Raw genomic sequence first — 12,732 nt, 5'->3', positions numbered from 1 at the left:
GGATCTATAGGTATATTATCAAATTCTAAAAGAAACCCAGCTTGTTCTTATTATAAGAGATAAGCATATTTTTAGTCTGGCGATAATGGTTGAGCATCATTTTGTGCGTTTCTCTGCCAAAACCTGACTTCTTATATCCACCAAATGGCGCATGCGCCGGATATGCATGGTAACAGTTTACCCATACACGGCCAGCTTGTATGGCGCGCGGTATCTGGTAAATCTCATGCGCATCGCGGGTCCAGAGGCCGGCCCCTAAGCCATATAGCGTATCGTTGGCAATAGAAACAGCTTCTTCCGGAGTTTTAAATGTTGTTGCCGAAACCACCGGGCCGAAAATCTCTTCCTGGAACACACGCATTTTATTGTTGCCCTTAAAAATGGTTGGTTCAATGTAATAGCCATTTTCCAGGCCATTATTGAGCTTGGCTATGCCGCCGCCGCAAAGAACCTGGGCTCCTTCCTGCTTGCCTATATCCATATAAGAGAGGATCTTTTCGAACTGGTCGTTAGATGCCTGTGCACCCATAGTAGTATCTTCGGAGAGCGGATTGCCTACTTTTATCGCTTTTGTACGCTGCACCACACGCTCCATAAAGCGGTCGAATATACTTTCGTGGATGATCAGACGTGAAGGACAGGTACAGATCTCGCCCTGGTTCAGGGCAAACATAACAGCTCCTTCCACGCATTTATCGAAGTACTCGTCATCAGCATCGGCTATACTTGGCATGAATATGTTTGGTGATTTACCGCCCAGCTCCATTGTTACCGGAATCAGGTTTTCTGAAGCATATTGCATGATCAGGCGGCCAGTAGTGGTTTCGCCTGTAAAAGCTACTTTGGCAACCCGGGGAGAGGTAGCCAGGGGCTTGCCAGCTTCAGGGCCAAATCCTGTAACTATATTCAGTACTCCTGGCGGCAATAGGTCCTGAATAAGCTCCATCAGCACCATAATGCTGGTAGGTGTTTGCTCGGCGGGTTTAAGTACGATGGTGCAGCCGGCTGCAAGGGCAGGGGCCATCTTCCATGTTGCCATCAGCAACGGGAAATTCCAAGGTATGATCTGGCCAACTACACCAAGCGGCTCTTGCAGGTTTATACTTACAGTATGTTCATCGAGCTCGGCCATCGTGCTTTCATCTGCACGGATAACACCGGCAAAATAACGGAAGTGGTCTATTGCCAGTGGAATATCAGCTGCGCGTGTTTCGCGTATGGCCTTTCCATTATCAACTGTTTCTACCCGGGCCAGAAATTCCAGGTTCTGCTCCATGCGCTCTGCGATATCCAGCAATATTTTGCTACGTGTGCCAGCCGATGTTCTGGACCAGGAAGGGAAGGCCCTGTGTGCTGCATCAAGCGCCCGGTCAATATCTTCTTTTGTACCCCGGGCGGCTTTGGTAAATACTTTGCCATCAATAGGTGAAATGTTTTCGAAATACTCGCCATTAGCTGGGCTTACCCACTCTCCGCCAATAAAATGCTCGTATTTCTCTTTAAAGGTGGGGCGCTCCAGTACCGGAGACGCTTGCTTTGTTGCATTTAAAGTTTCCATAGGGTATAGTTTCTTTATTTGTTTGAAACGAATCTCTGAAGAAATTAAATCTTAAACTTATCCTATTGTATCAAAAAATATATCTATTGTATCAGAATAGAATGCTGTATTTTCCGTTAAATGTGTATGCAAGAAAAATTTCAGTTACAGGCAATTCCGGTAAATACCGAACACTCGTTAAGCACGCTTGTTGAGAACCGTTCTGCTTATACTTTAGAGAATTGTGAGCTAAACGTGTTCGAGACCCGTCAGGAAGCTGAAAATGTAGCTTTGGTTTTCAAAGATTTGGTATTAACAAGCATGCTGCGCGGCAAAAAAGTAATGCACCTTTTCGGAAACAAAGGCTTTGACTACCTGCCAGGCGAAACCGTTATTGTACCGCCAAATGAGGAAATGATAATTGATTTTCCGGAAGCAAGGCTTGAAAATCCTACGCAATGCATTGCACTCGCCATAGCAGAAGAGCATATTCAGTCAACTATAGATATGCTGAATGAACGTTATCCGAAAGTAGAGCCGCAGGCAATCTGGCAACTTGATAAACAGATGTTTCACCTGTGTAACAACAGCGAACTGGCTGACAGCATTAATCGTGTAATTCGGATCAGTATCAATGATAAAACAAGGGAAAAAGATATTCTGACGAGCCTTGCTTTACGGGAATTACTGGTAAGACTGATGCAGACCCAGGCCCGTACGTTGATAGAAGCAAACTATAAAAAGATGGCTGGCAGCAACCGTTTTGCGCATATTATCCAGTATATAAAGGAAAGTATACGAGAGAAAATTGACGTTGAAAAACTTAGCGATAAGGCCTGCATGAGTAGGGCAAACTTTTTCAGAAAGTTTAAAGAAGAGTTTGGATACACGCCAGCAGACTATATCTTAAAGGAACGCATCCGGCTTTCGAAACAGTACCTCCAAAACCCGTTAAATTCTGTAACGCAGGCCTGCTATATGGCTGGTTTCCATAATCTTAATTATTTTATCAGGGCTTTTAAAAAGGAGGTAGGCACTACACCAAAAGCTTTTCAGTCGTCGTTACTAAATTAAAATTAACTATACTTTATTCTTCGTTTTTCGTGGCTGCTTTGCATGGCAAGCTCAATTATTCGGATAGTATTGCGTGCCTGCTCCGGTTTTACTTCCAGTTCTTCCTGCCCAAGTATGGCATTGTATACATTATTATATAAGCCACTATAGTCGCCTGCTTCGCTGGTGATTTTGCCACGGTAATGCATTCCCTGTATTTCTGTGTTTAATATACCCCACTGATCTTCCGGCTCCATACCCCAGTCAGCAGATTCGGAAGGGTAGGAGCCTGCCTTAAGTGCGGTTTCCTGTACATCCATTCCATACTTGATAAAGGAGCCCTGATCACCATGAAGTATAAAATGCGGGCCGGTTTCCCTGACCAGCATTCCTGCTTTAAGTATGGCTTTAAAGTTTTCATAGTATAATGTAACTTCAAAATAGTCAGGTATTTGAGAGCCAGTACGTTGCGAGCGTATATCGGCAAACACTTCCTGAGGTTCGCCAAAAAGTACCAATGCCTGATCAATAAGATGGGAGCCAAGGTCATAGAGAATGCCGGACCCGGGAAGGTTTTCTTCTTTCCATGTATCGGGTTTTATGGCGTTACGGAATCGGTCGAAGTGGGCTTCATATTCTACAAGATTGCCAAGTAAATGCGCATCCAACACCTTTTTCACAGTTTTAAAATCGCTGTCCCAGCGGCGGTTCTGGTAAATGGTCAGCACTTTATTTTTTTCGGCTGCTAGTTCAATTAATTCATCGGCTTCGGTGCTGGTAATAGTAAAAGGTTTATCTACCAAAACGTGTTTATTAGCTAGGAAAGCAGCTTTTGCCAGGCTATAGTGCGTAGGATTTGCCGTAGCAATTACAACAAGGTCAATTGTCGCATCTTCAAATATTTCCTGTTCATTAGTCACCACAACAGCATCCGGATACCGTTGTCTAGCCAATTCAATACTTTCAGGTCGGTTTGCTTTGATTTTTTTCAGGCTCAATCCAGGCACATTGGAAATAAATGGAGCATGAAAAATTCTGCCAGACATGCCAAAGCCGATAAGGCCTACATTTATAGTTTGTGTCATTTGTCGTTAATAATACGAAAGTGGTAGAAGCTAAAGCAATTATACTTAAGTATACTCATAATAAATTTCTCAAAGCTATTTATACTTTTAAAATGAGATGAAACGCAAATCACAAATAAATATATTATGAAGCAAAATTAAATACTAAGCCTATTTAACATAAAGTATATTATCAGTGACACTTATTTAGGATGTATAAATCAGTCTTATAATTTATATTATGTTAAGTAATGTGTTTGGCAATAATAAAGGGAGGCTAAATTAACCTCCCTTATCTTTTTATTAGCTGTTATGTTTTGTTATTGCTTGATAGATTTCGCAATACGGTCTGCATCTGCTTTACGGCCTAAGCGCGTGTAAACACGCTGAAGGTTTTGTAATGTGCTCTGATCGTTAGGCTGAATTGCAAGAGCTTTCTCAAAGTATGGCAAAGATGCTTCGTAGTGCTTTTTAGCCTGAGCTTCTAAGCCTTTACCTTTCTTCTGGTATGTTGCATAGTCCATTTTAGCAGCTTTGTTGTTAAACTCGCTACCCTTGTTGTACTCCAGTACACCTAGGTTATAGTAAGCATCAAAGTTGTTCGGATCTGCTTCAATAGCTTTTTTATAGCTGGCATAAGCACCGTCTATGTCTTTCTTGCGCTCCTGTAAGTTACCTTTTACTGCATAAAGGCTGGCGTTTTTAGGATCAGCAGCAATTGCGGCATCCAATTTAGCCATAGCTTCGTCAGCACGGTTGTTTTTCAGGTAGTACTTCAGTTCTTCCTGCATCAGGTAAACACTGTTCGGATGCTCTTTCAGACCAGCAGCAAGTGTATTTAACACTTCTTCGTCTTTCGCCTCAGTGGTTTGCAACAACTGAACTTTTGCTTTGTAAACATCTTCAGTCTTGTGGCCCATTCCTATCAATTTATCATAATATTTGATAGCGCCAGGATAATCCTGCTTCGCAGCTGATGCATAAGCAGCGTAAAGCACTGCAGTTGTATCAGTTGGGTTTACTTTAGATGCTAGGTCATACTTGGCAATAGCGTTATCCCAGTCCTGCTTGTTGTGGAACTCAACGGCCTCATTAAGCACCTGGCCATATAGCATGTTCATGCGCTCAGGCACCTGTTTGCCATACTCCCCGTTTTTGCCATCAATTTCAACAGTTTTGTTGAAAGACTCCACTATAATCTCTGGCGTTTTGGCATCTGTAAGTTTACCATAGATCGGGTTACCAAGCATATCCTGGTAAATTACGCCGCGATAGAACCAAGTTTTGGCTTTCTCCTTTGTTTTTGGATGCGCTATAGCCTTATTGATATCAGCCTGTGCTTTGTCTAAAGTGCCATTTTTATGGTTTAGAACCGCACTGTTAACGGCAGAGTTCTGAGCTGAAGCAACCGAAATGCTTGCGGCGGCCAAGGCTGTCAAAAGTACTTTCTTCATACTTGTTCTAAGAAAAGGTTTGAGATTACTAATTAAACGTTTGTATTATGAAATTAAATTCCAAAATGGTGCTACTAAACTTCCTCAGTAGTTGTCGGGTCAATCATGTCGTCGGGTTGCAACACATCTTCCGGCTTCGGTTCCGATTCAAGTAAAATTACTTCTTCCTCGTTTTCCATTTCTACTTTTGCTACAGAAGATATCTGGTCGCCTTCGTTCAGTTTGATCAGACGTACGCCTTGTGTAGCCCTGCCAATTACTCTGATATCAGCCACACGCAATCTGATCGTAATGCCTGAGCGGTTAATGATCATCAGGTCATCAGAATCGATAACACCCTTTATGGCTACCAGTTTACCGGTTTTATCCGTTACGTTCAGGGTTTTAACACCTTTACCGCCACGGTTTGTAATACGGTATTCATCCAGCAGGGAGCGTTTTCCAAATCCGTTCTCAGAAACTACCAACAGTTCAGTCTCCGGACTCTCTACACAAACCATACCAACTACTTTGTCATCAGGTCCGGCTAGGGTTACTCCGCGCACACCCGCAGCATTACGGCCCATCAGGCGCACCTGTGTTTCGTTAAAGCGTATGGCCCTACCCGACTCTAGCGCGATAACAATTTCGCTATTACCGGTTGTCAGCTGAACATCAAGCAGTCTGTCGCCTTCGTTGATAGTGATGGCGTTTATACCATTTGTGCGAGGGCGTGAGTAAGACTCCAGTACCGTTTTCTTAATGGTACCTTGTTCAGTACAGAATACCAGGTTGTGGTTTAGTACAAAATCCTGGTTTTTAAGATCGTGTACGTTAATTACGCCGCGTACTTTATCGTCCTTCTCAATGTTTATCAGATTCTGGATAGCGCGGCCTTTGGTCGTCTTCCCTCCTTCTGGTATTTCGTATACTTTCAGCCAGAACACTTTACCAAATTCTGTGAAGAACAACATGTGGTGGTGCGTGCTGGCAATAAAAATATGTTCTGTAAAGTCACTTTCTTTAGAAGCAGCTACTCCCCTTGAGCCAATGCCACCGCGGCTCTGGCTGCGGTATTCGCTCAGCGAAGTACGCTTGATATAACCTTCATGAGATATGGTAATTACCATGTTCTCTTCTGGTATCATATCTTCGTAAGAAATGTCGCCTGTTGATGCTTCAATACCAGTGCGGCGCTCATCACCGTAACGCTCTCTTATCTCCGTAAGCTCATCTTTGATGATCTGCATACGTAGGCCTTCGTCGTTCAGAACAGATGTCAGGTAATCGATCAGTTTCATGATCTCCTGGTACTCTGCCTGAATTTTATCACGCTCCAAGCCAGTAAGGCGCTGTAAACGCATATCCAGAATGGCACGTGCCTGTATCTCGCTCAGGTTAAAGCGTTCCATCAAACCATTGCGGGCAATTTCAGGATCTCGCGACGAACGAATCAGGTTGATCACTTCATCTAAGTTATCCAGCGCTATCAGCAAGCCTTCCAGAATGTGCGCGCGTTTTCTCGCTTCATCCAGCTCGTACTGTGTTCTGCGAACTACCACTTCATGCCTGTGCTCAACAAAATAATGGATGAGCTCTTTCAGGTTCAGTGTCATTGGGCGGCCTTTTACAAGTGCCACGTTGTTAACACCAAACGAAGACTGCAGCTGCGTATACTTGTAAAGGTTATTAAGAACTACATTCGGAATGGCATCGCGCTTCAGGTCGTATACAATGCGTAAACCATCGCGGTCAGATTCGTCACGTAAGTCCGATATGCCTTCGATTTTCTTCTCGTTTATTAGGGCAGCCGTTTTCTCGATCATCGAAGCCTTGTTTACCATGTACGGGATTTCCGTCACGATAATTTGCTCCTTGCCTGTTGAAGTTGTTTCGAAAGTAGCGCGTCCGCGCATCAGCACACGGCCACGACCAGTTTCAAATGCAGCTTTTACCCCATCGTAACCATAGATAATACCACCTGTCGGGAAGTCTGGCGCTGTGATGTACTGCATCAGTTCGGCAACAGTGATCTCTTTGTTGTCGATGTAGGCAATGGTACCATTAATTACTTCAGTAAGGTTGTGCGGCGCCATGTTGGTAGCCATACCTACTGCAATACCCGATGTACCGTTTACCAGCAGGTTCGGGAATTTGGCAGGCATTACCGAAGGCTCTTTCAGGGAGTCGTCGAAGTTTGGTACAAAGTCTACCGTGTTTTTCTCCAGGTCGGCAAGCAGTTCATCCGCGATACGCTTCAGGCGAGCCTCGGTATAACGCATTGCCGCCGGCGAGTCGCCATCGATAGAGCCATAGTTACCCTGGCCATCAACCAACGGGTAGCGCAACGACCATTCCTGAGCCATACGTACCATGGTTTCGTACACCGAAGAGTCACCGTGCGGGTGATACTTACCCAGTACCTCACCCACAATACGGGCAGACTTTTTATAAGCTTTGTTATAGGATACCCCCAGTTCGGACATACCGTAAAGCACGCGGCGGTGCACAGGCTTCAGGCCGTCTCTTACATCGGGTAAGGCTCTGGAAATGATAACAGACATTGAGTAGTCGATGTATGCACCACGCATTTCGTCCTCAATGTTTATCGGTATTATTCGTTCGCCTTCGTTCATGTTCAAGGTTTAATATTTAATGAAATATCTTTTTTACTATATAGTAGGCAAGTTATGCAAAAAAGCCTTTACAGCCTAAATTACTACTGTTTATTCCTGCTCTTGTCGTTTTTCCTGACTACTTTTTCGCCTTTTTGTTTAGGTAGCTTCTCTCCCATTTTCATGTTCTGTTTTTTGTAGATCGGCACGCCCCTGAACTCCTGTTCGCCATGGCGGTGCAGCATGCGCACCTGGCAGGAATAAATTGGACAACGCGGTTTACAGGAAAACATATTTAAGGAAAGCAGAGCCAGGCTCAGCAGCAATAAAATTCGGTGAAGGGCCATGCATTTTGTGTTAAAAAGAACAGCATTATACTAGCGCTGTTCTTATTGCCTAATCATACAAAAGTACGCATTTTTTACGGAAAAAACCAGCATCTATACCTGCACTTTATACCCTGAAAAACACACTGAATTCTACCAGATTATAGCGGATGAAAGCCGTTAATAGTGAAACCGCCATCGATGGCAAGACACTGCCCTGTGGTGTAAGCAGATGCCGGCATACTCAGGAAGGCCACAGCTGCTGAAACATCTTCTGGTTTGCCAATTTTGCGCATTGGTGTACGACTGATGACAGCTTCGTAATATTCAGGGTTTTGCAGCACAGTTTGTGCCAGCGGTGTGCTGATGTACCAGGGCGCTACGGCATTAACACGAATGTTATGCTCGGCCCACTCGGCTGCCAGGTTGCGCGTGAGCTGCACCAGAGCTGCTTTGGTCATGCCATAAACGGCGCCTGTGCGCACATGCACAAGGCCGGCTACAGAAGTAATATTGATGATGTTGCCCTGCTCCGACTTTACCAGCATGGGGTGTAATAAACGGCAAAGCTCAAATGCCGAGCGCAGGTTCGTGTTAAGTATAAAATCATACTCCTCAGAAGTATAGGCAGTGGCAGGCTTGCGAATATTGGTGCCCACGTTGTTTACCAGTATGTCGAGCTTATCCCATTTCTGCTGTACTGTATCAATCAAAGTTTGTCTGCCTTCCGGTGTGCTCACATCTGCTGCAAGAATGTGCAAGCCTTCCGGATATTGCTGAAGTAGTTGTTGCAGATCTTCCGTTTTGCGGGCTACGGCCAGCACATCGGCCCCCAGTGCTATAAATTCTTTTACAATAGCTTCTCCTATACCTTTGGAGCCACCTGTTACAACTGCCTTTTTACCGGCAAGCGACCATCTGTTCTGCTGCATTTTCTGTAGTTTCTAAAATCTGTATTTGACCCGTGAAAGTATAAAAGTATAAATCGGCATTCAAATCGAAATAAAACATTAAATTAGTTAATATTTTTCTTCTCTAAAACCACTGGCATGTAACTGTAATGGATGTAAAAACAGCACTAACTTCGTTATTTATACTTGCGGCTCCAGTATGTTTTGCGCAACAGCAGAATAATATACCAACTGGCCTTAATGCACAGCAAAACCTGAATGAGCTCGCATCTGACCGTATCGGCGGATTGGTGAGAACGTATGATAATCGTTATTCCGGCATAAAGGGCACGCCTTTTTTCTTAGAAAACTGGGGCAAAGCGTCTTTGGTGCTGAACGGCAAGACGAAGTATGACAATGTGGTTTTGAAGTATAATGTGTATGATAATACGATTTTGTACCGCAAACCTGATGGTTCGGTGCTAGAACTGAATACGAATAATTTAGACTATTTTATACTGCAGGATAGCCTGGGGCTTAAAAATTATATGTTTAAGCGTACTCCTGAATTGGCTGCAATAGATAAGAAAGCAGGAACTCAGTTTAATGCCATACTTTACGAAGGAAGTAAGTATAAATTATTGCTTAACCCATCAAAATCGCTGCTGAAAGCTGATTATAAGGGCGGTTATAGTGCAAACCGCACGCACGATGAGCTGCTGACCGAAAATGCTTATTACATCGTTAAATCGGATAAAACCGCGCAGAAAGTAAAACTGAATAAAAAGAATTTACTGAAGGTGTTGGCGAACGAACAACAGAAAGTGCAGGCTTATTTAGAGAAGGAAAAAATTGATGCCGGTACCGAAGATGGCTGGATCAAAGTTCTGAATTATTACGAAAGCCTGTAGCTGGTTTAGGTTTTTTTGACATTGGAAAAGGCACCCGATCGGGTGCCTTTTATGTTTATTGTGATTTTCCGGTAATGCGGCCCAGGTAAGCTTTAAAGTATGCTTTGTCTGGTTTAGGCCGATAATTCAATTCCTTGTATTTTGTTGCGCCATCCTTTCCTTTCCAGACGTGGTAAACAAACACGTAACGGCCCTCACCTTCGCGCCAGCCATCAAATTGTCCGAACCGCATATCGTTTATGTAAATGCCGGTGTCTGCTTTTTCTACAGTATAATAACCCTTGGTAATTTCCAGTAGCCGCTGCATTTTGGTGTCTTGTAAATAGGGTTTCAGCAAGTGTTCACTCCTGGCATCATAGTTATACTTTATACTTGCATTTTTATCCAGCAACGAATAAAAACCTGTGTAATAACCTTCTTTGGTTTCGGCAGTTACGGCCCAGAGTATAGTATTGAGCGGGGTTGGTTTGCTGATGTAGGAAGTGTAATGTATGCCTTGTTGTTGCAAGCTTTTCTCAAAAGCTGCGTCTGCCCTGTTTTTAGCTACAAAAGAGAACAATATGTAGAAAGAGCTGATAGCAAGGCCGGCGTAGTTAAGTATAGTTCGTTTGCGATTGTGTTTGCTATGAAATGCGGCAGCAACCACTAAAATTAGAAACGGAACAGTATAGAAAGGATCTAGTACAAAGATGTTGTAAAAGGCTACGCCATAGTTGCTGAATGGCCAGAAAAGCTGCGTGCCCCAGGTGGTGAAGCTATCAAGTATGGCGTGGGTGGTAAAGCCCAGGAAAAACAAAAGCGTCCAGTCGCGGAAAGTAGCGCTTTGGTTGCGGTAAAGCCTCCGGAGCAGCCAACCAAGTATAGGCGACATTACCGCTGCAAACACAAAAGAATGCGTTATAGACCTATGAAAGCTTAGTTGCTCCACCATATCAAGCAAGGGGTTAAGCAGGATATCAAGGTCTGGAATGGTGCCGGCAATTGCGCCCCATAACATAGCTTTGTTCCCGATCTTGCGGCCGCAAACCGCCTCGCCTACTGCTGCGCCTAAAACTATTTGTGTAAGAGAATCCATGGTATAAAACGAAAACCTTTGCTGCTATACTTAAAGCACAGTATAGCAGCAAAGGTTTATACTTTCAAAATTTGAAGGCTATTTAATTAGCGGCATGCGCTTAAACTCCTTTGTTCTGTCAAAAAGGTAGCGGAAGGTTGCGTGTGTTTTATAAATACGACCACCAATCTGCTCAACAAGGTGCATCATTTTAGGGTTAAAATCACCGATCCAGTTCATCTGCAGGTCTTCATACGGAATGCTCGGATTGCCTTGAATCAGTTTGCCGGCTTCTACGATCATGGCTGCCTCTACGCCTTTGCTCTGGTGCTCCGGTGTTATGCCGAATACAATACCATACATCGTTTTACAGGCACCTCTCCAGCGGTGAAAAGCAAACTTCAGCTTGCCCCAAAGGTTCATGTTGCCATTTACATACCTGAATAACCTGTTTAGCTCTGGTATGGCTATAAAGAAGCCAACAGCTTCGTTGTTATAGTATGCAAACCACATAATGCGCTCATCAATCACAGGCTTAAGGGTTTTCATGATGCTGGCTGCCTGTGCTTCGCTCATTGGTTTTACGCCTTCGTGTTTTGCCCAGCCTTTGTTATAAACCTCTCTGAAATCTTCTGTATACTTCGCCAGGTCCTTTTTATCCATGTGCCTGAACCTGTAAGCCTTGTCGGCCAGAATGCGCTCGGCTTTATCGTTATACTTCTGAGGAAGCGGATCATTTACTTTTCTGTAATACGTATACTGCTTAAAGTATAAGCCAAAGCCGTAATTTTCGAGCAATCCCTGGTAATATGGGTAGTTATAATGCATACCATAGTTTGGCTTGTGAAAACCATCTATCAGCAAACCCCACCACTTGTCGCGGTCGCCAAAATTAATAGGCCCGTCCATAGCTTCCATGCCACGCTCCTGAAGCCAGTTTTTGCAGGCATCTAAAAGTATATTGGCTGCCTGCTGGTCGTTTATGCAGTCAAAAAATCCCATGCCGCCGGTTGGCTGCTCAGATGCATTCACAGTTTTTTTATTAATGAAAGCAGCCACACGCCCGATTAGCTTGCCTTGCGCATCCTTTAAAACCCAGCGTATAGCTTCACCATCGCGCAAAAGTTTATTCTTGGCCGGATCAAAAACACTGTGTATGTCTTTATCAAGTGGTCGAATGTAATTCGGGTCGTTCTTATACAGTTGGATCTGTACTTTCAGAAATGCCTCGGCAAGTTCAGGGGTTGTTACTTCTACTAATTGCATCGTGTTGGTTTTGCCTTTCAAACAGAAGCTCAAAATAAAGAATTATACTTGATAAAACCATGGCAACAACAAGGTATGACTGACCGTGCTATTCTGCTGCACAGGTAATTTATACTTGCCTGAATTGATCGGATTTGAAATGAATTGCTGCCAGAGAACTAAGGGTTAAGCGGCTTTCAGGAAATAGAGCTAAACCGAAAAGTATATTTGGCCTGGGGAAAAGTATAAAAACAAAAAGGCTTCAGATTTCTCTGAAGCCTTTTCTGAGCCCCCAGTCGGAATCGAACCAACGACCTACTGATTACAAGTCAGTTGCTCTACCAGCTGAGCTATGGAGGCTTGTACTTATTTTGTTACTGTAAAAGCAAATGCAGTACAATCATTTGCTTTTTGAGAAGAGCCCCCAGTCGGAATCGAACCAACGACCTACTGATTACAAGTCAGTTGCTCTACCAGCTGAGCTATGGAGGCTTACTCTTTGTGTTGCTCTATCGTTCTAAAGCGTTGCAAAGGTATATTCTAATTTTTAATCTGCAAACACCTCTTCCAACTTTTTTAAAAGGTTTTGGTAATGTTTTGAAAC

General features: G+C 43.7%; 10 protein-coding genes and 2 tRNA genes. 2 read left to right on the top strand and 10 right to left on the bottom strand.

Annotated elements, in window-relative coordinates:
• Positions 1–25: 25 nt before the first annotated feature.
• The gene (locus LWP20_RS10735; RefSeq protein WP_242928143.1) at positions 26–1,558 is read right to left on the bottom strand and encodes an aldehyde dehydrogenase family protein; all 1,533 of its coding nucleotides are present in this window, start codon (positions 1,556–1,558) and stop codon (positions 26–28) included.
• A gap of 126 nt (positions 1,559–1,684) precedes the next feature.
• Between LWP20_RS10735 and LWP20_RS10730 the strand changes: the two genes are divergently transcribed.
• Complete coding sequence (locus LWP20_RS10730; RefSeq protein WP_242928142.1) at positions 1,685–2,611, top strand: AraC family transcriptional regulator; 927 nt, start codon at positions 1,685–1,687, stop codon at positions 2,609–2,611.
• A gap of 2 nt (positions 2,612–2,613) precedes the next feature.
• Here the strand turns inward: LWP20_RS10730 and LWP20_RS10725 are convergent, their stop codons facing one another.
• From LWP20_RS10725 to LWP20_RS10705, 5 genes are all read right to left on the bottom strand, one after another.
• Positions 2,614–3,675, bottom strand: a complete 1,062-nt coding sequence (locus LWP20_RS10725) for an oxidoreductase (protein WP_242928141.1) — start codon at positions 3,673–3,675, stop codon at positions 2,614–2,616.
• A 299-nt stretch (positions 3,676–3,974) separates the two neighbouring features.
• Positions 3,975–5,108 (bottom strand): tetratricopeptide repeat protein, encoded by a 1,134-nt coding sequence (locus LWP20_RS10720; protein ID WP_242928140.1) that lies wholly within the window; start codon positions 5,106–5,108, stop codon positions 3,975–3,977.
• Positions 5,109–5,182: 74 nt separating this feature from the next.
• Entirely contained in the window at positions 5,183–7,723 is a 2,541-nt protein-coding gene (gene gyrA, locus LWP20_RS10715; RefSeq protein ID WP_242928458.1) for a DNA gyrase subunit A, read from the bottom strand.
• 83 nt (positions 7,724–7,806) lie between these two features.
• Positions 7,807–7,995, bottom strand: coding sequence for a hypothetical protein (locus LWP20_RS10710; protein ID WP_242928139.1), 189 nt, complete (start codon positions 7,993–7,995; stop codon positions 7,807–7,809).
• Positions 7,996–8,189: 194 nt separating this feature from the next.
• Positions 8,190–8,960 carry an SDR family oxidoreductase gene (locus tag LWP20_RS10705; protein ID WP_242928138.1) on the bottom strand — a complete coding sequence of 257 codons (771 nt, stop codon included), beginning with the start codon at positions 8,958–8,960 and terminating at the stop codon, positions 8,190–8,192.
• 128 nt (positions 8,961–9,088) lie between these two features.
• Between LWP20_RS10705 and LWP20_RS10700 the strand changes: the two genes are divergently transcribed.
• Positions 9,089–9,829 (top strand): hypothetical protein, encoded by a 741-nt coding sequence (locus tag LWP20_RS10700; RefSeq protein ID WP_242928137.1) that lies wholly within the window; start codon positions 9,089–9,091, stop codon positions 9,827–9,829.
• A 55-nt stretch (positions 9,830–9,884) separates the two neighbouring features.
• On the opposite strand, the gene LWP20_RS10695 is transcribed toward LWP20_RS10700, so the two are convergent.
• The 4 genes from LWP20_RS10695 to LWP20_RS10680 all read right to left on the bottom strand — a co-directional run bounded on the left by LWP20_RS10695 (position 9,885) and on the right by LWP20_RS10680 (position 12,620).
• Complete coding sequence (locus LWP20_RS10695; protein ID WP_242928136.1) at positions 9,885–10,904, bottom strand: metal-dependent hydrolase; 1,020 nt, start codon at positions 10,902–10,904, stop codon at positions 9,885–9,887.
• Between the two features lie 78 nt (positions 10,905–10,982).
• Positions 10,983–12,149, bottom strand: a complete 1,167-nt coding sequence (locus tag LWP20_RS10690) for a hypothetical protein (RefSeq protein WP_242928135.1) — start codon at positions 12,147–12,149, stop codon at positions 10,983–10,985.
• A gap of 266 nt (positions 12,150–12,415) precedes the next feature.
• Positions 12,416–12,488 (bottom strand) — tRNA-Thr (locus LWP20_RS10685).
• A 59-nt stretch (positions 12,489–12,547) separates the two neighbouring features.
• A tRNA-Thr gene (locus LWP20_RS10680) sits at positions 12,548–12,620 on the bottom strand.
• Between the last annotated feature and the right edge of the window lie 112 nt (positions 12,621–12,732).

Origin of the sequence: Pontibacter vulgaris (assembly GCF_022758145.1) — a bacterium.
Lineage (GTDB): Bacteria > Bacteroidota > Bacteroidia > Cytophagales > Hymenobacteraceae > Pontibacter > Pontibacter vulgaris.
The sequence above is the reverse complement of the archived record's forward strand: the minus strand, read 5'-3'. Positions and strand labels throughout refer to the sequence as shown.

Bases quoted from the DNA above. Each gene is read 5' to 3' on its own strand.
- LWP20_RS10735 (WP_242928143.1), bottom strand. From the start codon at position 1,558: ATGGAAACTTTAAATGCAACAAAGCAAGCGTCTCCGGTACTGGAGCGC.
- LWP20_RS10695 (WP_242928136.1), bottom strand. From the start codon at position 10,904: ATGGATTCTCTTACACAAATAGTTTTAGGCGCAGCAGTAGGCGAGGCG.
- LWP20_RS10690 (WP_242928135.1), bottom strand. From the start codon at position 12,149: ATGCAATTAGTAGAAGTAACAACCCCTGAACTTGCCGAGGCATTTCTG.
- LWP20_RS10730 (WP_242928142.1), top strand. From the start codon at position 1,685: ATGCAAGAAAAATTTCAGTTACAGGCAATTCCGGTAAATACCGAACAC.
- LWP20_RS10710 (WP_242928139.1), bottom strand. From the start codon at position 7,995: ATGTTTTCCTGTAAACCGCGTTGTCCAATTTATTCCTGCCAGGTGCGC.
- LWP20_RS10700 (WP_242928137.1), top strand. From the start codon at position 9,089: ATGGATGTAAAAACAGCACTAACTTCGTTATTTATACTTGCGGCTCCA.
- LWP20_RS10720 (WP_242928140.1), bottom strand. From the start codon at position 5,108: ATGAAGAAAGTACTTTTGACAGCCTTGGCCGCCGCAAGCATTTCGGTT.
- LWP20_RS10705 (WP_242928138.1), bottom strand. From the start codon at position 8,960: ATGCAGCAGAACAGATGGTCGCTTGCCGGTAAAAAGGCAGTTGTAACA.
- gyrA (WP_242928458.1), bottom strand. From the start codon at position 7,723: ATGAACGAAGGCGAACGAATAATACCGATAAACATTGAGGACGAAATG.
- LWP20_RS10725 (WP_242928141.1), bottom strand. From the start codon at position 3,675: ATGACACAAACTATAAATGTAGGCCTTATCGGCTTTGGCATGTCTGGC.